Annotated in this window: 17 protein-coding genes; 8 read left to right on the top strand and 9 right to left on the bottom strand. The window is 72.0% G+C overall.

The window, feature by feature from the left end; translation table 11 throughout:
- The first annotated feature begins 71 nt into the window (after positions 1 to 71).
- On the top strand, positions 72 to 383 hold the full coding sequence (locus RBJ77_RS32425) for a trypco2 family protein (RefSeq protein WP_372348241.1): 312 nt from the start codon (positions 72 to 74) through the stop codon (positions 381 to 383).
- A gap of 8 nt (positions 384 to 391) precedes the next feature.
- Positions 392 to 4,426 carry a trypsin-like peptidase domain-containing protein gene (locus RBJ77_RS32420; protein ID WP_372348240.1) on the top strand — a complete coding sequence of 1,345 codons (4,035 nt, stop codon included), beginning with the start codon at positions 392 to 394 and terminating at the stop codon, positions 4,424 to 4,426.
- Between the two features lie 36 nt (positions 4,427 to 4,462).
- Here RBJ77_RS32420 and RBJ77_RS32415 read toward each other — a convergent pair whose 3' ends face one another.
- From RBJ77_RS32415 to RBJ77_RS32405, 3 genes are all read right to left on the bottom strand, one after another.
- Positions 4,463 to 5,089 carry a GNAT family N-acetyltransferase gene (locus RBJ77_RS32415; RefSeq protein WP_372348239.1) on the bottom strand — a complete coding sequence of 209 codons (627 nt, stop codon included), beginning with the start codon at positions 5,087 to 5,089 and terminating at the stop codon, positions 4,463 to 4,465.
- 97 nt (positions 5,090 to 5,186) lie between these two features.
- Entirely contained in the window at positions 5,187 to 5,858 is a 672-nt protein-coding gene (locus RBJ77_RS32410; protein WP_372348238.1) for a response regulator, read from the bottom strand.
- A 31-nt stretch (positions 5,859 to 5,889) separates the two neighbouring features.
- The gene (locus tag RBJ77_RS32405) at positions 5,890 to 6,999 is read right to left on the bottom strand and encodes a sensor histidine kinase (protein ID WP_372348237.1); all 1,110 of its coding nucleotides are present in this window, start codon (positions 6,997 to 6,999) and stop codon (positions 5,890 to 5,892) included.
- A gap of 276 nt (positions 7,000 to 7,275) precedes the next feature.
- Here RBJ77_RS32405 and RBJ77_RS32400 point away from each other — a divergent pair, with 276 nt between their 5' ends.
- Complete coding sequence (locus RBJ77_RS32400; protein ID WP_372348236.1) at positions 7,276 to 9,459, top strand: MMPL family transporter; 2,184 nt, start codon at positions 7,276 to 7,278, stop codon at positions 9,457 to 9,459.
- Here the strand turns inward: RBJ77_RS32400 and RBJ77_RS32395 are convergent.
- Positions 9,453 to 10,655 carry a serine hydrolase domain-containing protein gene (locus RBJ77_RS32395; RefSeq protein ID WP_372348235.1) on the bottom strand — a complete coding sequence of 401 codons (1,203 nt, stop codon included), beginning with the start codon at positions 10,653 to 10,655 and terminating at the stop codon, positions 9,453 to 9,455. The genes RBJ77_RS32400 and RBJ77_RS32395 overlap by 7 nt on opposite strands.
- 222 nt (positions 10,656 to 10,877) lie before the next feature.
- On the opposite strand from RBJ77_RS32395, the gene RBJ77_RS32390 reads away from it, so the two are divergent.
- Positions 10,878 to 11,744, top strand: a complete 867-nt coding sequence (locus RBJ77_RS32390; protein ID WP_372348234.1) for a GNAT family N-acetyltransferase — start codon at positions 10,878 to 10,880, stop codon at positions 11,742 to 11,744.
- On the opposite strand, the gene RBJ77_RS32385 is transcribed toward RBJ77_RS32390, so the two are convergent.
- Positions 11,729 to 12,340 (bottom strand): hypothetical protein, encoded by a 612-nt coding sequence (locus RBJ77_RS32385; RefSeq protein WP_372348233.1) that lies wholly within the window; start codon positions 12,338 to 12,340, stop codon positions 11,729 to 11,731. The two genes, RBJ77_RS32390 and RBJ77_RS32385, sit on opposite strands and share 16 nt — an antisense overlap.
- Positions 12,341 to 12,522: 182 nt before the next feature.
- On the opposite strand from RBJ77_RS32385, the gene RBJ77_RS32380 reads away from it, so the two are divergent.
- Positions 12,523 to 13,146 carry a hypothetical protein gene (locus RBJ77_RS32380; protein WP_372348232.1) on the top strand — a complete coding sequence of 208 codons (624 nt, stop codon included), beginning with the start codon at positions 12,523 to 12,525 and terminating at the stop codon, positions 13,144 to 13,146.
- 53 nt (positions 13,147 to 13,199) lie between these two features.
- Here the strand turns inward: RBJ77_RS32380 and RBJ77_RS32375 are convergent, their stop codons facing one another.
- On the bottom strand, positions 13,200 to 13,751 hold the full coding sequence (locus RBJ77_RS32375) for a hypothetical protein (RefSeq protein WP_372348231.1): 552 nt from the start codon (positions 13,749 to 13,751) through the stop codon (positions 13,200 to 13,202).
- Positions 13,752 to 14,024: 273 nt separating this feature from the next.
- Here RBJ77_RS32375 and RBJ77_RS32370 point away from each other — a divergent pair, with 273 nt between their 5' ends.
- Both RBJ77_RS32370 and RBJ77_RS32365 read left to right on the top strand, forming a co-directional pair.
- Positions 14,025 to 14,222 carry a hypothetical protein gene (locus RBJ77_RS32370; RefSeq protein ID WP_372348230.1) on the top strand — a complete coding sequence of 66 codons (198 nt, stop codon included), beginning with the start codon at positions 14,025 to 14,027 and terminating at the stop codon, positions 14,220 to 14,222.
- Between the two features lie 432 nt (positions 14,223 to 14,654).
- Positions 14,655 to 14,822 carry a hypothetical protein gene (locus RBJ77_RS32365; RefSeq protein WP_372348229.1) on the top strand — a complete coding sequence of 56 codons (168 nt, stop codon included), beginning with the start codon at positions 14,655 to 14,657 and terminating at the stop codon, positions 14,820 to 14,822.
- 56 nt (positions 14,823 to 14,878) lie between these two features.
- Here the strand turns inward: RBJ77_RS32365 and RBJ77_RS32360 are convergent, their stop codons facing one another.
- On the bottom strand, positions 14,879 to 15,568 hold the full coding sequence (locus RBJ77_RS32360; RefSeq protein WP_372348228.1) for a DUF4232 domain-containing protein: 690 nt from the start codon (positions 15,566 to 15,568) through the stop codon (positions 14,879 to 14,881).
- A gap of 189 nt (positions 15,569 to 15,757) precedes the next feature.
- On the opposite strand from RBJ77_RS32360, the gene RBJ77_RS32355 reads away from it, so the two are divergent.
- Positions 15,758 to 16,231 (top strand): hypothetical protein, encoded by a 474-nt coding sequence (locus RBJ77_RS32355; protein ID WP_372348227.1) that lies wholly within the window; start codon positions 15,758 to 15,760, stop codon positions 16,229 to 16,231.
- A 55-nt stretch (positions 16,232 to 16,286) separates the two neighbouring features.
- Here RBJ77_RS32355 and RBJ77_RS32350 read toward each other — a convergent pair whose 3' ends face one another.
- Positions 16,287 to 17,264: a teichoic acid biosynthesis protein C gene (locus RBJ77_RS32350; protein WP_372348226.1), complete on the bottom strand. Its 978-nt coding sequence runs from the start codon at positions 17,262 to 17,264 to the stop codon at positions 16,287 to 16,289.
- A 153-nt stretch (positions 17,265 to 17,417) separates the two neighbouring features.
- Entirely contained in the window at positions 17,418 to 19,016 is a 1,599-nt protein-coding gene (locus RBJ77_RS32345) for an amidohydrolase family protein (protein WP_372348225.1), read from the bottom strand.
- Between the last annotated feature and the right edge of the window lie 160 nt (positions 19,017 to 19,176).

Raw genomic sequence — 19,176 nt, 5'->3', positions numbered from 1 at the left:
GGGGTTCAGGTACGCACGCGGCAGCCACCTGGCAGACTCGTGGCGATCGGCATACCTGGAGGCAACAACCGATGAGCGAACCCGAAGGCGTGCTCCTGGCCGACTACATCCGCGTGCTCCGTGACCAGTTGGAGACGGCGCAGGAGGAAGGCGCGAGCCGCGGGGTCAGATTCGGCGTCGGCGATGTGGAGTTGGAGTTCGAGGTCACGATGACGCGGGAGGCGAGCGGGCGCGGCGGCGTGAAGCTGTGGGTCGTCGAGGCGGGCGCCGACGGCAGGCACAGCGGCGGCCGGACCCAGCGGGTGCGGATGACCCTGACGCCGACCGACGACGCCGGCCGGCCGCTGTCCGTCACCGACCGCCTGCCCGAACTCCCGCGCTGAAGCACGCCGTGACGGACTCGCTCGCCGGGCGCTGCGCCGAGATCCTGGTCCGACGGGACGGCGCCACCGGGTACGGCTCGGGGCTGCGGCTGGCGACGGCCCTGGTGGTGACGGCCGCACACGTCGTCGAGGGCCACGGGCCGGTCGGCGTGCGACTGTACGGTGGCGCCGCCGACGAGACCGTCGTCAGCGGCAGGACGGTGTGGCGAAGCACCCGCCTTGACGTCGCGCTGGTCGAACTCGCCCCGGACGCACCGCTCGACGAGATCGCCCCGATGCCCGTGGGAGTGGTGCCGGGCGAGGCCGACGGGCGTCTGCCGTTCACCGCGATCGGCTTTCCGCGCCACCAGAGCTGGACGGACGACGAGGCGGCGACCTGGCGCGACAGTGACCAGATCGACGGAGTGATCCCGCTCGGGTCGAGCCTCAAACGGGGCAGGCTGCTGCTGCACCGCGCGGACGGCCGACGTCTCGAAGCGCGGGAGTGGAGCGGCTTCTCGGGCGCGGGCGTCGTCTGCGAAGGCGCGGCAGTGGGCGTCGTCGTCGAATCGACCCGCTCCGGCGGGCTGGAGGCCGTCCGGCTGGCCGCCGCGATCGGCACGTACGAGCCGCGCGCGGACAGCGAGCGCGAACCCGGGCCTAGCGCCGCCGTCGCACGCGAACTGATGGCCGCGCACGGCGTCGTGCCCCGGACGCTGCACGGACTGGAGCGGCGGCGCCCGGCCTACGCGGCGATGGTGCGCCAGTACGCGGACCGGTGCACACAACTGACCGGCCGCGAAAGGGAGTTCGCCGACCTCCTGGCGTTCGCGACCGGGCCCGACCCCTACCTGATGCTGGTCGCCGGTCCGTGGGCCGGAAAGACCTCACTGGTCACGCACTTCGCCACGCGACCCCACCCCGGCCTCGACGTGGTGTCGTTCGTGATCTCCCGGCGCGACGCGCAGATGCGCGTCCAGCAGTTCCACCAGGCCGTGTGCGATCAACTCGCCGCGCTGCTGGGCGAGTTCCCGCCCGCCCGGCCGGACGCGGCCGCCTTCTTCAGCCTCTGGGAACGGGCGATGCGCATCCCCGGACGATCCTTGCTGCTGCTCGTCGACGGCCTGGACGAGAACGACCACCGCGAACTCGCCGAACCCAGCATCGCCTCCCAACTCCCGGCCGCTCCCGGCCCGGCGGCGCACGTCCTGGTGACGAGCCGGCACACCGAGCTCCCTCTCGACGTGGACGGCGGCCACCCGCTGCGCACCTGCCGCCGCGAGGTGCTGACACCGTTCCCCGCCGCGACGAGCCTGCTCCTGCGGGCCCGCCAGGACCTGGACCACGTCCTCGCCGAGCCCGTCCCCCGCAGCATCCTCACCACCCTGACGGTCGCGGGCGGCGCCCTGAGCGGCAGGGACGTCGCCGCGATCGGCAGCGGTTCCGCACCGGTGATCCGCCGCGTCCTGGAGCGCGGCCTCTCCCGGGTCGTGGAACAGCGTCCCGGCAATCCGCCGCGGTACACCCTGGCCCATGACGTCCTGGCCGCCGCCGTGCGGGAGGACCTGGAACCCGAGGAGTCCACCGCTACCCGCATCGCGGTCGACGAATGGGCCGGCACCTTCGCCGCGGCCGACTGGCCCGACGACACACCGGACTACCTGACCGACGCCTATCCGACCCTCCTGCTCACCGAGCGCGCCGGCCCGACGCTGGCGGCGCTTGCCTCCCCCGCGCGTCGCGCCCTGCTCCGCCGGCGCACCAAGGGCGATCTGGCCGCGCTCTCCGAACTGTCCAACGCCGCACGGCTCCTCGCCGAGGACCCCGACGGCGACCTGACCCTGCTCACGCGCGTCTCGCTGCTCCACAGGCGCATCGAGGACGACCACCTCACCGTGCCCAGCACGTATCCGCTGCTGCTCGTGCGCCTCGGCCGAACCGAGGAGGGCGTACAGCTCGCCCGCACCCTGCAGAACACCTACGAGCGGGCAGACGCGCTGCTGGCGATCGGCGAGCACCTGCTGGCCGACCAGCCGGTCGAGGCGCGGAACCTCATCCACGAATCCATGGCCGTCACGGGCCGGTTGACGCTGGAACAGATGGCGCACTCGGTGCGTGCGGCACGCGCGCTCGCGCGACACGGCGACCCGGGCGCGGCCGACATCGCGCGCCGGGCCGTGACGGGGACCGGCGACGAGTACGGCTGGTCCCTCACCACTGCCGCCGACGCACTGGCCGAGATCGATCCCGAGCTGACCCGGACGCTCGCCGAGACGGCCATCGAGCGAGCCGGCCTCGAGGACCGGCCCGAGTTCTGCGGCCTCCTCGCGACCGCCTTCGTCATCCTCGGCGACCTCGACCGTTTCCTGGAACACGTCGCGGACCTGGACCGCGACGACAGGAAGCACGCCCTCCTCACCGCCGGCGAGGAGCACTTCAGACAGGGAGGCCGCCGGAACGTACCCGCCGCACTCCTCGCGGCCCTCAACGAGGAGTTCTCCGCTGCCGAACTCGTGGAATCGGCTCCCTACCAGGACGAGGACCGGGCCCTCCACCTGCTCGACCTCGCCGCCTCGGATTCCGAGGACGCCTCGGACCCGCCCGGCGACGATCCGGCCGAGCTCGCCTACGTCACGCTCGCCGCCCACGGCATCGATCCCCGGCAACCGGGCGCTACGGAGGAACTGCTCAGCGACGCTGCGAGGTCCGCGCTGTCCAACGGCCACCTCTCCCTGGCGGTCTCCCTCGCCCAGGACATCACCGTCCCTTCCTCCCGCGCCGAACGCCTCTCCGGGATCGCCCTCGCGCTGCTCGACTCCGACACGCCCCAGGAGGTCACCCGGGTGGTTCGCGCGGTGGAGACGGCCCTCGACGAGATCCGGAACACGCCACCACCCACGATCCTCGCGGCCTTCGCGGAGGCGGCGGGCGACGCCGGGCGGGCGGACCTGGCCGCGCCGGCCCTGGACCTGGCGCTGCACACGGTGCTGTGGAACGAGGACGACACCCACCGCGCGTGGGACGGCCGGGCCGTGGCACGCGCGGCCGCCCGCCTCGGCAGCCTCGACCACGTGCTGAGGCTCGCGGCGGGCTTCGAGGACGATCCGACGGACCACATGGAGGTGTTCCTCGTCGCCGCGAAGGCCCTCGTCGCGGACAACGATCACGCCCCGGCCGACCTCGACCGGCTCGTCGCTCACGTGACCGAAGGCATCGAGAGGTCGACGGACCCGACCAGGTCCGGCTGGCGCAGCCGCGTCACCCTCGACCTCGTCTCGCTCCACCTCCGCGCCGGTCACGCTGCTACGGCGCTGGACCTGGCCCGACGACTCCCCCGGACCGAACCCTCCGGCCGCGCCCTCGAACTGCGCGCGCACCTGCTGTCCGACGACGTCCCCGCCGCACTGGCGCTGATCCGCGAAACGGCCTTCCCCGAAACCGAGAGTTCCCCGCGGGACTCCGTCCTCGCGCAGGAGCAGGCCGCCTCGATGGTCCTCGCCCTGCACGACGCCGGACACGCTCTCCAGTGCCGGGACATCACGGCGCGACTCGCGGCGGCCGCGGACCCCGACCTGACGCTGGACAGTGGTCTCTGGGCACACCCCCGGCTCGCCGCGGCCTGCCGGGCCACCGGCCTCGACGAGGAGTTCCACCGCCTCTCGGCCCTGGTGGAACACACCGCCCTGGTCACCGGCGCCCACTACGCGACGAACACGGTGCCGCCGGACGTCGTCGTCCGCCTGCGCCTGTGGGATCGCTACCACGCCGACGCGCGCCGCATCAGCGAGGTGCTCTCCGAGGGAGTACTGGCCGACCTGGTGGAAGCGATGCTCTCCGCAGGGCTCCTGGCCGAGGCCCTCCCCCTCATCGACGATCTCCAGGACGACCGCGCCCGGGTCTTCGCCCTCGCCGCGGCGACGGCGTCCCCGCCCCACCTCGACCTGGTCAAGCGCTCCCTGGCCCACGGCTTCACCGAGGAGGTCATCGCGCCCCTGGCCGCCCTCGATCCGGGGTGCCTCGACGAGATCGCCGCGCAGCTCGGGGTGGTTCCGTCGCCCGGCTGACCGGCGACGCGTCGGGCCCCCGCCGCTCCCCTTGCCTCACGACGGAGTCTGCGTGGACCTTCCCAAGTACCAGACGGGCCCCGGGTCGGGCACGGCCAGTTGCTCGAACCCCAACCGGTCGTAGAAGGCCCTGGCCGGCCGGTTCGCCTGCACCATGCACAGGTGGACGGCATCGACTCCCTTGCCGCGCAGGGCATCCAGGAGCGCCCACATGAGCGTGCGCCCGTGGCCGTTGCCCTGCCATCGGGGCAGCAGGTCGATGTGCAGATGGGCCGGGTACGCGCCGAGTTCCGGCCGGACCATGCGCTCCGGGGTGTGCAGGAGCCCGATCATCTCCTCGCTCGGCGTGCGCGCCTCGCGCGTCGGCGCGGGATACCGGTCGGCCACCCGGGGCAGCCAGTCGGCCCGGTAGCGGTCGGCGAACCCCGCCGTGTCCGCGGCGCCCAGGACGTATCCGACCGCCTGCCCCTCCCCGTCGTCCAGCACGAAGGCCAGCTCGGGCTCCAACTCCACGTACGGCAAGGCGAAGATCGAGGGCATCAGGTCGTGGTCGGGATAGATCTGCGACGAGTCCTGGCCCTCGTGAGCCGTCTTCACGCAGATCTCGGCGATCCGGTCGCGGTCGGACTTCTCGTAGGGGCGGACGAAAGGGCGTGTCTCCATGCGCCGCAGCCTTCCATGATGGGAGCGCTCCCGCACGGGGTTCGGTGAACCCGCAACCACAAGGTCATCGGGCTTTGGCGGCGATGGGTCGAGTGGCTCAGTCCGCGAGCCAACCGGGGCTGACCATGCGGTACTCGTAGGCCATGACCACCACTTGGGAGCGGTCGCGGGCGCCGAGTTTGGCCATGATGCGGCTGACGTGAGTCTTCGCCGTCAGCGGGGAGACCACGAGTTGGGCGGCGATCTCGTCGTTGGTGCGCCCGGCGGCGATCAGCCGCATCACCTCGCGCTCGCGCCCGGTCAGCACCTCGAGCCGCTCGTCCGGGGCACGGCCGCTCTCCGGGCGGCCGGCGAACTCGGCGATGAGCCGCCGGGTGACGGACGGGCTGATCAGCGCGTCGCCCCGGACGGCGACCCGCACGGCGTGCAGGAGTTCCGCCGGTTCGGTGTCCTTGACCAGGAAGCCCGTGGCGCCGGCCCGCAGCGCCCCGTACACGTACTCGTCCAGGTCGAAGGTCGTCAGCATGACCACCTTCACGGAGCGGAGCCGCTCGTCGGCGGCGATGCGTCGCGCGGCTTCGAGTCCGTCCATGCCGGGCATGCGGATGTCCATCAGCACCACGTCGGGCAGCAGTTCGCGACAGGCGGCCAGGGCGGCGTGCCCGTCGGCCGCCTCGGCGACCACGTGCAGGTCGTCCTCGTCGTCGAGGATGCCGCGGATCCCCGCGCGCACGAGGCGCTGGTCGTCCGCCAGCACAATCCTGATCATCTGCTGCTCCGCCGATCGGCTCGTGGTGGTCTCAGAACGGTAGCCGGGCCCGCACGGCGAACCCGCCCGCGTCACCCGGCCCGGCGCTCAGGGTTCCGCCCAGCGCCCGAGCTCGTTCCGTCATGCCGGCGATCCCGCTCCCGCTCCCGGTTCCGGTTCCGTTCCCGTCGTCCTCGACGTCGAGGACCAACTCCCGGTCGCCGTGGTGGAGCCGGACGACGGCGTGGCGGGCGCCGCTGTGCTTCACGGCGTTGGTGAGCGACTCCTGAACGATGCGGTACGCGGCGAGGTCCACCGCGGCCGGCAGCGGGGACGGCGCTCCGCTCCGCTCGACACGCGTGTCCAGACCGGCTCGGACGGCCGAGGAGACCAGGTCGTCGATCCCGGACAGGCCGGGCGCGGGAGTGGTGGGGGCCTCCTCGTCGACCTGGCGCAACACCCCGAGCGTGGCGCGCAGTTCGCGCAGACCCTCCTTGCTGCCCTGCTTGATGGCCGCCAGCGCTTCCTGCGCCTGGTGGGGGTCCTTCTGCATCCGGTGCAGGGCGGAGGACGCCTGCACGTGGATCATCGACATGGTGTGGCCGATCACGTCGTGCAGTTCACGGGCGATGCGCAGCCGCTCCTGGGTGGCGCGCAGCCGGGCCTCCTCCTCGGCGTAGGCGACCCGGCCGTGCCGCATCGCGCCCAGCGCCACCACGGCGACCAGCCAGCCCGCCAGCATGAACACCGCCGTTCCGTTGACGTCGCCGGTGCCGGCCAGCACGCTCGCGCCCACTCCGGTCACCATCACCGCCGCCATGGCGGTCGCCGCCCGGATCCTCCCCCGGGCCGCCAGCCCGTACAGCGCCACGACCGGGATCACGACGGCCGGGCCGTCGACCGTGCTCGTCAAGTAGTACGCGCCCGCGCCGATCACCACGAACCAGCCGACCGCCACCGGGTGGCGCCGCCGCAACGGCAGCGCCGCGCACACGGCCGCCGCCAGCAGCCAGGAGACGACGACGGACGCGGTCGCGTGCCGGTCCGGGCCGAGCCGCTGCCCTTCGGCCACCCCCGCCAGCACCAGCACGACCCCGGCGAGCACCACGTCCGTACGCGGCCCTTCGGGCAGGCGGAGGCGGGACACGGGGAGCTGGGGCATTGCTTCATTCTGCCCGCAGCACCATGATTCCTTGCCTGTTATCTCCGTATTTGCTCCAGGAGTGCGTGCTGGAGGAGTACGCCGCGGCCGGAACGTACATCTGCTGGTGTACGCCGCGCTCGCCGCCTCCTGCGCCTGGTGCAGGGCAGGTGTCAGCCGTGGGCCGACGCTCGCGACCGGGGCGCACGGGAACGATCGAGGGCATGTCGCCGCCCGCCCGGTCATGGGCGTGGCGACGGCCCCGTACCCCACCCGCTCGACTTCGAGGCAGGCAGCATGTCTTCCCCCCGCGGCTCCGCCGCGCCCCCCGCTCCGCCCGCGCCCCAGGCCGAACCGTCCCCGCCCCTGGGACGATTCGGCGCCCTGGCCGGCTGGGCGCAGCGCCACCGCTGGGCCGCCGTCGTGCTCTGGGTGGCCGTGGTGGCTGCCATCACGCTGGGCTCGACCGCGGTCGGCTCCGCGTACAAGAACGACTTCTCGTTGCCGGGCACCGACTCCCAGACGGCCACCGACCTGTTCAAGGAGCACGGCAGCGACCAGGCGGGCGACAGCGTCGAGATCGTCTTCAAGGACTCCTCCGGCGTCCGGAGCGCCAAGGCCGGCATCGAGCCGATGCTGGACGAGGTGCGGCGGATGGCGGGCGTCGCCGACGTGCGCAGCCCCTTCTCCGACGCCTCGGCGGTCTCCCGGGACGGCACGATCGCCTACGCGTCCGTCACCCTCGACGGCAAGACGGAGGAGGTCCCCAAGGAGGACGTCGCCCGGATCATCGACACCGCGCAGAGCATCGCCACCGGGCACCTCCAGGTCGAGGTGGGCGGGGAGGCGGCCCGCAATGCGGAGGACAAGGCGGGACCGACCGCCGAACTCGCCGGGATCGCGGCCGCCCTGGTCATCCTCGTGCTGCTGTTCGGTTCGCTGCTGGCCGCGTCCCTGCCGCTGATCACCGCACTGTTCGCCGTCGGCGGCGCCATCGGCCTGATCGCCCTGGCCTCGCACGTCTTCACGGTCGCCGACTTCACCCCGCCCATCCTGATGCTCGTCGGCCTCGGTGTCGGCGTCGACTACGCCCTGCTGATCTTCTACCGCTACCGCCAGGAACTCCTCGCCGGCGTGCGACCCGCGGAGGCCGGCCGCAAGGCCCTCGACTCCGCCGGCCGCACCGTCTTCTTCGCGGGCTGCACGGTCATCGTCGCCCTCCTGGGCCTGGTCGCCCTCGGACTCGGCTCTCTGCAGGGCATCGCCCTCGCGGTGGCCATCACCGTCCTCATCACGATGGCCGCCTCCCTGATGCTGCTGCCCGCGCTGCTCGCCCTGTTCGGCCGGCGCATTCAGCGCCACGTGCTCAAGCAACGGGCGAAGGCGGCCGAGAAGGGACGGACCGAGGGCGACGGCTGGCGCGCCATGGCCCGCGCCGTGCAACGACGTCCCCTGCCGACCCTGCTGGCCGGAGTGATCGCACTGCTGGCCCTCTCCGCACCCGCCCTGGGGATGCGTCTGGGGTTCGCCGACTCCGGCAACGATCCGCGGGAGACCACGTCCCGGCACGCCTACGACCTGCTCGCCGAAGGCTTCGGCCCCGGCTTCAACGGCCCCCTCATCGTCCTGGTGAAGGGCGACGAGGAAGCCGGCCGGACGGTCCGGGCACGGCTCACCACCACCGAGGGCGTCGCCGCGGCCAGCCCTGCGCTGCCCTCCGAGGACGGCGCCCTGTCCACCGTCCTCGTCTACCCGACCACCTCTCCGCAGGACGAGGGGACCGTGGACCTCGTCCACCGCCTGCGCGACGACGTGGCCCCGCCCCTGGAGCACTCCACCGGTGCGAAGGTCCTGGTCGGCGGCGCCACCGCGGCCTCCCAGGACGTCTCCGAGACGCTCGCCGACCGGCTCCCCCTGTTCGTCGCCGTCGTCGTCGGCCTCTCCTCGCTCCTTCTCCTGCTGGTCTTCCGGTCCGTCTGGATCCCCGTCAAGGCCGCCGTCCTCAACCTGCTGTCGATCTCCGCCGCGCTCGGCGTGATCACCCTGGTGTTCCAGCACGGCTGGTTCGGAGCACAGTCGGGACCCGTCGAAGCCTTCATCCCCGCGCTGATCTTCGCGATCGTCTTCGGCCTGTCCATGGACTACGAGGTCTTCCTCGTCTCACGCATCCACGAGGAGTGGACCCGCACCAAGGACCCGTCGCAGTCCGTACGGGAAGGACTCGCCTCCACCGGCAAGGTCATCACGGCCGCAGCGGCCATCATGATGTTCGTCTTCGGGGCCTTCGTCCTCAGCTCCGACCGCATGCTCCAGCAGTTCGGCCTCGGCCTGGCCGTCGCCATCCTGCTCGACGCCGTGGTGATCCGCTGCCTCATCGTCCCCGCGGTCATGCAGATGCTGGGCAAGAGGGCCTGGTGGCTTCCGGCGTGGCTGGCCCGAAAGCTGCCCAAGGTGTCCATCGAGGGCCCTCACGGTCACTGACCGCACAGTCCCTCACCGCGCAGTCCCTGACCTACGAGGGTCAACATGGCCTGCTCGGTCTGCGCACCGCCGCCACTGGTGACATACACGGCGGCGGTGCGTGACCCGCCCCGGGTGGCGCCGGCCCAGGCCACGTATCCGAGGAGTTCGCCGCGGTGCCCGAAGTAGCTGCCGCCGCAGGGCGAAGGGATCTCGGCGAGTCCGAGTCCGTAGGGCACGCCCAGCTCAGGGGCGGGCACGGTGGTCGTCATCTCGTCGAGCTGGGCCGGGGCGAGCAGACGGCCGCCGAGGAGCGCCGCGTAGAAGCGGTTCAGGTCGTGCACGGTGCTGATGAGCGCGCCGGATCCGACGGCCATGGTCGAGTTGAGCTCGGTGACGTCGACCTCCGTGCCTGAGCCGCTGCCGCTGCCGCTGTCTGTTCCTGTGCCTGTGCCTGTGCCTGTGGGGAACTTGGCGTACCCGTGTGCGTGCGGGCCCGCGATGGACGGGTGGGCGCCGGGCGCGCTGGTGTCTCTCAGAGCCAGGCGGCGGACGATCCGCTCCCGCACCTCCCCGGCCCAACTCCGGCCCGTGACCGCGTGGATGACCATGGCCGCGAGGACGTAGTTGGTGTTGGAGTACGACCAGCCTTTGCCCGCGCAGAAGTTGGGCGGCCGGCGCATCGCGAGCCGCACCAACTCCGCGGGGGTGTACGTACGGAAGCGCTCGGCCCGGTAGCCCTCCGCGCTGGTCAATGCGGGGATCCGCGGGCCGACGTCAGGGACGCCGCTGGTGTGCTGCAGGAGTTGCCGCACGGTGATCCGCCTGCCGTCGTTGCCACGACCCCGGACCACTCCCGGCAGCCACCGCTCCACGGTGTCCTCCAGGGACATGCGCCCCTCGCCGACCAGTTGCAGGACCACGGTGGCGGTGAACGTCTTGGTGGCGCTGCCGATCCTGAACCTGCCGTTCCGCGGCATCGGCTGCCGCGAGTTCAGCGCGGCGGTGCCGGCGTACGCGATCTGGCGCCTGCCCCGTGCCGTCACCTCGGCGTGCACCCCCACGGCGCCGCTGTCGTGGATCAGGTCCACCTGCCGTTGCAGCGGGCCGGACGATCGCTTCGCCGCCGCCGTGGGCGCGGCCGATACGGCCAGGGCGGCCACGGCCGCGCCGGACAGGGCCAGAACGTCGCGTCTGCGCCTTCGTGATCCATGCATGCCGACTCCTCCGCTTGCTCTGCTGTGGGCGTTCGGTTGCTGCGGGCGTTCGGCGACCATCCCAGCAGTGGAGGGGGGATCGGCCCATGCGGCCTTCCCCCTGAAGCACCGTGTGCTGCCATCAGGGCGGTACCGGGGGTTGTCCCCCGACACGGCACCCGTGCGAAGGCGAGAACAGGCATGGGCAGCAACTGCCGCACGGCGTCTGCGAGATCATGAGGCATGCTCCCTGACGACTGGCACCTCACCGACGACGTGGACGACTTCCTCGCCCGGGCAGGAGACTTCCTGCGCTCACGGCCCGCCCTGCACAACACGCCCCTCACGGACATCGAGAAGCTGCGGACCCACGGGACGGACGCGCACGGTGCCGCAGCGGTCGCCTTCGGCCGGCTGGAGTCAGGAGGCGAGGTGCGCGCCGTCTTCTACCTCACGACGCGCGGCCGGCTCGGCCTCACCTCCCTCTCCGCGGACCAGACCGGCCACCTCGCCGCCCGCCTGGCCGACCTCGGCCACGCCCCCGCCACCGTCATCGCGGACCGGGACACGGCCACGTCGTTCGCCGAGGCGTGGCAGCAGCGCACCGGCGCCGCGTCGGAACTCTTCTGGCGAACCCACCTCTACCGACTCGGCACGCTCACGCCACCGCAGCCCGGTCCGGCGGGCCGCGGGCGCGGCGTCGGCGACGCGGACCGGGAGCACGTCGTGCGCTGGTGCCGGGAGTTCTGCGTCGACGTCGGCGAACAGCGGTCCATCGATCTGATCGACGCCGGTTCGTGGGCCGAATCGCGCTTCGGCGACAGGCACTTCACCTTCTGGGAGACGCCGGACGGCACGCCCGTCTCCATGGCGGCGCGGACCTCGGTGGTCGGCGGCATGGTCCGGGTGGACCCCGTCTACACACCGGCCCGCCTCCGGGGGCACGGCTACGCGGGTGCGGTGACCGTGGCGGCGAGCCGGGCCGCGCTGGCCGCGGGCGCGAGCGACGTCGTCCTGTTCACGGATCCGGACAATCCCACCAGCAACGCTCTCTATCAGCGCCTCGGATACGTCCGCATCGGCGACTTCGCCGGCTACCGGTTCTCCTGAGGATCCGGGTCCGGCCACGTCGCCACCAGGGACCGCTGATCGGGAAAGCGGGGCCCGGAGATCAGGTCATCGGCCGGCTCGCCGTTGAGCCAGCACACCTTCTCCGGGCCTCCGTCGCCGGTGTCGAACAGGCAGCACACTCCGCCGCCGGCGGCGGTGAGCCCGGTGAACACGTCCCTGACCCGGGCCGACCGCGCGAACAGGCGGCTCATCCCCGATGTCGCCGCCCAGAACTCCGCCGACGCATAGCCCGGGTGCAGCAGGGACTCGAACCGGAGCGTCAGGTAGACGTATCCGATCTGGAGCCGCCCGTCCTCGTCGGCTTCGGGACCGCATTCCTCCGCGTACGCGCGCAAGGCGTCGTCGAGGTCGAACATGAGGGACGTGTCGAGTTCGAGGGTGCGCCTGTCGGCGCAGTCGACCGGATCGCTCTTGAACCGGGACGTGAACGGCAGGACGAGTCGCTCGCCGCCCGGGAGCTTGACCTCCAGCGGGGGCTTGCGACGGGCCGGCGGTGCCAGTGCCGCCAGTTCGGTCAGCACCCGGGAGATGTTCCGGGGCGGCAGGTAGATGTCGTATCCGTAGATCAGTCCCACTGTTCTTCCCCTCCGCCGGGCCGAACCGCGCCGTCGCACGGCCCACCCCACCCGACCGCGGCAGTCATGATTCCTCTCAGGCAATCATGATCGAGGACCACGGCCGGGCATACGGCAGAGGTTGTGATCCCCGTGTACCGGGCACGCCGCCCGTGAGCGGTCGGACCGTCTAAGATGCGTCGATGCAGCCCTCCCCACCACCACGGATACCGGCGAACGCCCTGCGGCCGGGCCGATACTGGTACGTCGTGGCGACCGCGCTCGCCGTCCTGCTGACCACGCTGGGCGTGGTCATCGGTGCGCTCCGGTTCCACGACGCGATGAACGCGGTGGACACGGACAACCAGTTCGCCAACGGCGGCTCCCTCACCCTGCATCTCGAAGCAGGGAGCGAGAAGGCGATCTGGATCGCGGAACGAGGCCCCTCTCCCGACCAGAAGTGCGACATCACCGGTCCGGGCGACCCCGGTCTCAGTGATCCGGGCATCGACGTGTTCCTGTCCTATGACGCGGCGTGGAACCCGCTGTACACCATCGACGCGCCACGGGCGGGCGACTACAAGATCACCTGCTCCTCCCAGGGCCCCTCCCGGTACGCGATCGGGGACACCGGAAGCCTCGTCGCGCTGACCGGCCGGCTGCTCATCGGCGCCGTCCTCTGCGTCTTCGGCATCACCGCCTGCATCGCCCTCGTCGCGGTCACCGCCATCCGCCGCGACCGCCACCACAAGCGACTGCTCGCCGAGCTCTGCAACTCCCGCGGCAGCGACCCCGCATACCGCGTCGCCGCGCCCGGCCCGCGCTGATCGCACGGGGTAGGCCCAGCTGCGCCTTCCACCGCCGGCCGAAGTCGCAAAAGTCAGGGGGACTCCAGCAGGCCGAGCTGCTGCCCGGCGCGCGGTGACAGCGTCATGGGGCCGGCCCAGCCCTGGTGGATCAGCGCGATCTGCGAAGGTACGGGCCGGACCGGGCTCACGGCCACGCCACGGGACCAGTTCGCGAGCAGCCCCTCAGTCGTGTCGACGGCCGACACCACCATGGTGATGCGGGCACGCTCCTTGCCCCACGTGCACCACAGGGCCCACCCCTCCTCGCGGGGCTCCACGCCGATGCGCAGGCAGGCCTGCTCGTACGTCTCGTCCGACGCGGCCGGCATGGACCCCGGCCGGATGACCACCACGCCCGCCAGCTCGACCAGGGGCCGGTCCTCCTCGACACAGCCGTCACCGGGGAAGTGGTGGTGGCGCAGCGCTCGCGCGAGGGCGTTCACCGCGCGCTGGAGGGCGGTCGCGTCCTCGGGGTCGGGGCCGTAGCTCAGCCATCCTTCGTCCAGGGCCGCGGACCGGACCGCGCGGGCGAGTCTCTCGACTTCCCCCGCATACTCGGCCTCGGTCAGGTCGGGTCGCGTCATGTCGCGCAGTCTCGCAGGCGGGGTCGCCCGCGGTCTCCCGAGATTCACGCAGCCGCCCGTACCCGACCCGTACCCGCCGTGCGGAAGGGAGCTCCCGGAGGGCTTACGCCACCCGGGTGAGACGTCGAACGTCCGTGCAACTCAAGAATCTCGAACTCCCCTTGCACGTATGGCCACTTGAGTCGCTTAGCTGGAATCAGAACAGCTCGTCCGACGCCTCGCCTCCGAAGACTCGGCAGGTGGCCGGCGCCCTCCCTAAGGAGCCGCTTCACCGTGAGCCCCGACGCCATCCACGACGCCCTGATGCTGTCCCTCGCCCTGCGCATCGCCGTCCCCGACGCCCGCGGCATCGGGCGGCGTCTCCTCGCCGCCGCCGTGCGTACCGGAGCCGCCACGCTCGCCGAAGGGCGCCGCCCGCCCGGCCCTCCCCCCGACTCCTCGACTGACCCGAGCCAGGAGGACTCGCCATGACGAGTCAGCCCACGCCGTACTCGCCACCACCGGCCCGCGCGCTGGCCGGGGTCCAACTGCCCGCCGCGTTCTGGGCCTTCCACACCCAGTACTACGCCCCGTACCAGCGCTACGCCCACCTCCAGCTCGGCAGCAAGGGCGAAGCCGACCGGCTGGTCCACCAGGTGTTCCTGTACATCGCGGTGAACTGGTCGTCGCTGATGCGTCAGGAACGACCGCACGTCTGCGCCTGGAACCTGCTCAAGCACCGAGTCGCCGTCGAACTCGAGAGCCTGGGCAAGGAACCCGCGATGGCCCAGACCGCCGTCTTCGACAAGGTCACCCGCGCCGCCCTCGAAGGCGTGCGCAGCCAGCTCGCCGTCATGGAATCCGCGCTCGGCGTCTACGGAGCCATCGCCAACCTGCCGGACCGGCAGTTCGACAGAACTCGACGTGGGCCTCAGTGGCGAGCGGCCCGCCCACAACCGGGGCCTGTCCTGCTCCCTCAACAACGCCGTCCAACGACTGGAAGCCCTGGATGCCTCGGACGCCGACTACCGGTCCATCCCGAAACCCGACAAGTCCCTCGCCGCCCAGCTCCAGGACTCCCCCACGTCCTGAACCGCCCGATCCCGCACGGCCGACGACGGCCGGCGGCAGTCGTCGGTGCGGCCGGGTCAGCCGCCCTGGCCGGCGCTGCCGATCGGGCCGACCTTCACCGGGGAACCGCCGCCCTCCGTGACGGGCAGCGAGGCCGCGCCCGGCCAGTTCAGGGTGACCGTCCTCGTCTCGTCCGGCGGGGTCACCAGCAGGCCCGTGATGCGGACGCCCGAGCCGCCCGAGTCGTTGGCCGGGTAGGTGATGCCGAAGGCCACCGACTCGCCGTTCTTGAGGACGCCCGACGTGGGTTCCTGCCCCGTGCGCTGCGCGGACAGCGACCCTGCGTTGGTCTTCAGGTCGACGCCCGCGTACCCGGAGATCGTGCAGTTCCGGCCGCTGGTGTTCTTCAGCGTCACGGCTACGGACAGGTCGTCGTCGCCGTCGATGGTGCTGTCGCTCGCCGTGATCTGCAGATCGGCGGTGCGGCACTTGCCGGTCTTGCTGTTCGCGTCGGAGCCGGTACCCGCGGTGGAGCCCTGGCCGCCGGAGGTCTTGCCCGCGGAGTCCTTCCCGCCGCCCTGATCCGAACTGCCCGCCCCCGAACCGCCGTCGGACGAGCCCCCGGCGGATCCGGTGGACCCGCCGGCGGCGCTGGAAGTGGCCGACGGGGCGCTCTCCGCCTTGTCGTCGTCGCCGTTCTGGCAGGCCGTGAGCGAGAGGCCCGCGGCGAGGGCCAGGGCGGCGATGGTGACCTTGTGAACGCGCATCGTTTTCTTCCTCAGTGTCGGCGGTCGCTTTACGAGGACCAAGAGCCGCCGATCCGGCGCCGCGTTCCGACCGCCCGCACCCAATTACCTTCCTGTTACACACAGCACGGACTCGTGACCGGCCGCGCGAAATGCGTGCCGGACTTCGGGCGCGCCGACTTGTCAGAGGCATCGACTACCTTGCCGACCATGGGAAATTCAGGCGGATCTCTGGCGGCCCGGTCCACGGGCGAACTGCACCTGCTCATGCGGGAAGCAGGGTTCACCGACATCGAGGACACAGCGGCCTCGGCGGGCGGCTGGCAGGTCACGGACTTCGCCGACTCCGGTCGGCACAGCCTCGCGCACATCGTCCGGAGCACCGGCGCACCGGCCGTCATGGTGTCCTTCCACGACAGCGACGTGGGGTTCGTGGAGGCGCTCACGCCGGACGGCGCCGCCTGGGAGGGCCTGCTCAACCGCGAAGTGGCGGAGAGCTACGAGATACCTCTGGAGTCCTTCCCCGTCGAGTCGGCGGTCACCGCTGCGCTCGCGTGGTCCGCGGCTGCCGGCCTGACGCCCGACGAGGCGGCCGTCCGGCGCGCGCTCACCGGGTCGGCCGTCTTCGCGGAGGACCTCGCGTCGGCCCTCATGACCGCACTGGGGCTGCCCGGCGCGACGTAGCCCCGCCCCCACCGACCGGGAAGTCCGAGGGGCGGGGCGACATGGCGTTCGAGTGTCAGATCAGATCGTTCTTGTAGAAGATGCTGGACCTGCGGTCGCCCTCGAACCCCGTGGCGAAGCCGATGAAGAGGCGGGCCTCACCGGCGTCCGTGCGGTAGATCGCCAGACCCTCGGGCTCGCGGTGGTGGAGGGTGGAGCCCGCCTTGGTGAGGACGGGGCCCTGCTTCACGGTGCCGGTGTTGATGTCGACGCTGGTGACGTAGGTGTTGCCGTCGCCGGTGGGGGTGCCGTCGCCGGGGTACGCGTCGCCGGTCAGGTAGTACATGTACGAGCCGTAGAGGGCGTACCCCTGGGCGGTTCCGCTGATCGTCGGCTGCTTGAAGTCGACGAGCGGTGTGCCGAAGCTGCGCGACGTGAAGGCGGAGAGCGGATAGACGGCGATCCGCTTGCCCGCGCTGGTGTGGTAGCGCACGATCATGCGCTGGTAGACCGGGTCGACGGAACAGGTGTACTCGCTGGCCGCGGCGATCGGCCGGTACGCGGCCGACCCGGCCGGCGAGCCCAGCGTGGTGTTGGCGGTGTAGCGGATCGGGGCGAGCGCGGTGCCGTAGCCGCCGGTGTTGGTGGCGCACTCGATCCACAGCTCGGTTCCGGAGCCGTCCGGCAGCGCGGCGAAGGCGACGCCGTGCCCGAAGCCGTTGAGGTGCATGTACGAGATGTAGTTCCCGTCGAAGTCCATCTTGTTGATGCACAGGTCGCCGGCGGAGTCGGGGCTGCCGTCCCGCTTGGTCGCCACGAAGAGGAACTTGTTCTCCCAGTCGAAGGCGAAGCTCTGCTGGACCCGCGGGCCGTGCAGGTCCTTGTCCCGGAACAGGTCGTACGACGGCTGCGTGAGGTCGAACCGCTTCGTGGCGGCCACGTCCGCGGAGGCGCTCTGCGCGCCGACGCCGAGTCCGAGCGCGGCGAGCGAGGCGCCGGCGCCGGTGCGTATGAGACCGCGGCGGGTGAGGGGGAGGCGAGGTGTGCGGGTCATGGGGGTCTCCAGTGATAGGGGGGAAGACACGCGCACGTGATGCTAACCGCCACGGCGAGGGGCGGCAGGGCCCTCACCAACGGGCCGGATCCACTCAACTCACCTCTGCCTGCGGCCCGTTCGGTGGCTGAGAAGGGGACCGCGTTGCCGTCCTCAGGGATGCCCGCCGCAGCCGCACCCGGTCACCGTCGCCCCCTCCTGAGGCGGCGGTGTCTGCGCGGCGGCCGATTCCACGTCCGCGAGGAGTCGGCTGCGCTCCTGCGGCGGGATCCACCTGCCGTCGACGACCACGCCGTGGATGCGCCGGGTGTTGCGGATGTCGCGCAACGGGTCGGCGTCGAGGACGAGCAGATCCGCGGCCTGCCCGCGGGCCACGGTGCCGACGCCGGACAGACCGAGCAGGCGGGCCGCGTCCTGGGTGGCCGCGCGCAGGGCTTCGGCGGGGGTGAGGCCGGCCGCCACGAGCAGCGCCAGTTCGTCGTGGAGGGCGAAGCCCGGGACGAGGTAGCCCGTGCCGGTGTCGGTGCCCGCCGCCAGCCGTACGCCCGCGTCGCGCAGCTCGCTCACCAGCCGCTGCCGGTGCCGGAAGATCCGGCTGATCTCCCGGGCCTGCTCGGGGGTGCGTCCGCCGGTCAGGGCGGCCAGTTGGTCCGGCCAGCTCTCCACCTGCCAGGCGGGCAGGCACTTCCACTCCTCCGCCCGGGTCGGGACGTCGTCGGGCAGCTCCAGGGTGCGGTGCACGCTGAGCGTGGGCACGATCGTGGTCCCGTGGGCCGCCAGGGTGCGGAAGAGGGCGTCCGCCCGGTCCCGGTCGTAGCCCCGCACCGCCCGCCATTCCAGCGGGTGCACCTGCTGGAACCAACTGTGGTAGCGGGACAGGCTGCTGGGGTCGCCCGGGTCGATCCGTACGGCGGCCAGGCGGCGCCGGATCTCCTTCTCGTGCCGGGAGGTCGCGAGGAGCAGGGCGTGCAGGTGCTCGATGCTGCGGTGGCCGGTGGCGCTCGCCTCCGCGATCCGTACGGTGTCGGGGCAGTGCCCGAGGTGGGCGATGCCCTGGCGGCGGGCCTCGTCCGCGAGGGCGAAGTAGGCCTCGCGGGACAAGCGCGAGTACACCTTCACGAAGTCCGCGCCCGCACGCTTGACCTGCCGGACCACGCGCCGGGCCTCGGCCGCGTCGCGCACCTCGACGGCCGGGCCGACGTCGGCCGTCCACAGGGAGGGCGCGCCGTCGACGATGGGGCTGCCGATGACACAACGGGGGCCGAGGAGCGCCCCGTCGCGGATCTCGTCGCGCCACTCGTGGTGGACCGGTTTGCCCCACATCTCGCGGACGGTGGTGACACCGGTCAGGGCGTACAGCGGTGCGACCACGGCCTCGGGACCGTCGCTGTGGGTGTGTGCCTCGATCAGTCCGGGGGTCACGTACTTGCCGGTGAGGTCGACCGTCCGGGTGCCCGGGCGCAGCCGGATACGGCCGGTGGGTGCGAGTCCGGTGATGCGGCCGTCCTCGACGACCACCGTCATGCCGGGGGCGGGTGGCGCTCCCGAGCCGTCGATCACGGTGACGTTCGTGAACGCCAACGGCCCCGCGGCGCCGCCGTTCCCGGCACGCGTCCCGGCACGCGTCCCCGCGGCGCGTGCCGTCGCGGCGGATGCCGTGCCCGTCAGCATCGCGCCGATCACCGCGGAAGCTCCGCCCAGCAGACCTCGTCGTCCGATGCCACGGTGTTCCCCAACTGTCGTTTCGGACATGCCGTGTTCCCTCCTGATGTCGTGTCCGTCGGTCCCTTTCCGCCGGCACCACGACTCTGGCGGACACCGCGCGATCGGACAGTGCGGCCAGACAGTGGATCCGGGGGTGGTGCTGGGCCCACCCGCACGACGCCTTCTCGACCGTCTGTGGCGCCGAACT

The organism is Streptomyces sp. KL116D (genome assembly GCF_030766975.1).
Taxonomy (GTDB): domain Bacteria; phylum Actinomycetota; class Actinomycetes; order Streptomycetales; family Streptomycetaceae; genus Streptomyces; species Streptomyces longispororuber_A.
The sequence above is the reverse complement of the archived record's forward strand: the minus strand, read 5'-3'. Positions and strand labels throughout refer to the sequence as shown.

Bases quoted from the DNA above. Each gene is read 5' to 3' on its own strand.
- RBJ77_RS32360 (WP_372348228.1), bottom strand. From the start codon at position 15,568: ATGCGCGTTCACAAGGTCACCATCGCCGCCCTGGCCCTCGCCGCGGGC.
- RBJ77_RS32355 (WP_372348227.1), top strand. From the start codon at position 15,758: ATGGGAAATTCAGGCGGATCTCTGGCGGCCCGGTCCACGGGCGAACTG.
- RBJ77_RS32405 (WP_372348237.1), bottom strand. From the start codon at position 6,999: ATGCCCCAGCTCCCCGTGTCCCGCCTCCGCCTGCCCGAAGGGCCGCGT.
- RBJ77_RS32390 (WP_372348234.1), top strand. From the start codon at position 10,878: ATGCTCCCTGACGACTGGCACCTCACCGACGACGTGGACGACTTCCTC.
- RBJ77_RS32350 (WP_372348226.1), bottom strand. From the start codon at position 17,264: ATGACCCGCACACCTCGCCTCCCCCTCACCCGCCGCGGTCTCATACGC.
- RBJ77_RS32425 (WP_372348241.1), top strand. From the start codon at position 72: ATGAGCGAACCCGAAGGCGTGCTCCTGGCCGACTACATCCGCGTGCTC.
- RBJ77_RS32380 (WP_372348232.1), top strand. From the start codon at position 12,523: ATGCAGCCCTCCCCACCACCACGGATACCGGCGAACGCCCTGCGGCCG.
- RBJ77_RS32375 (WP_372348231.1), bottom strand. From the start codon at position 13,751: ATGACGCGACCCGACCTGACCGAGGCCGAGTATGCGGGGGAAGTCGAG.
- RBJ77_RS32395 (WP_372348235.1), bottom strand. From the start codon at position 10,655: ATGCATGGATCACGAAGGCGCAGACGCGACGTTCTGGCCCTGTCCGGC.
- RBJ77_RS32415 (WP_372348239.1), bottom strand. From the start codon at position 5,089: ATGGAGACACGCCCTTTCGTCCGCCCCTACGAGAAGTCCGACCGCGAC.
- RBJ77_RS32345 (WP_372348225.1), bottom strand. From the start codon at position 19,016: ATGTCCGAAACGACAGTTGGGGAACACCGTGGCATCGGACGACGAGGT.
- RBJ77_RS32400 (WP_372348236.1), top strand. From the start codon at position 7,276: ATGTCTTCCCCCCGCGGCTCCGCCGCGCCCCCCGCTCCGCCCGCGCCC.
- RBJ77_RS32410 (WP_372348238.1), bottom strand. From the start codon at position 5,858: ATGATCAGGATTGTGCTGGCGGACGACCAGCGCCTCGTGCGCGCGGGG.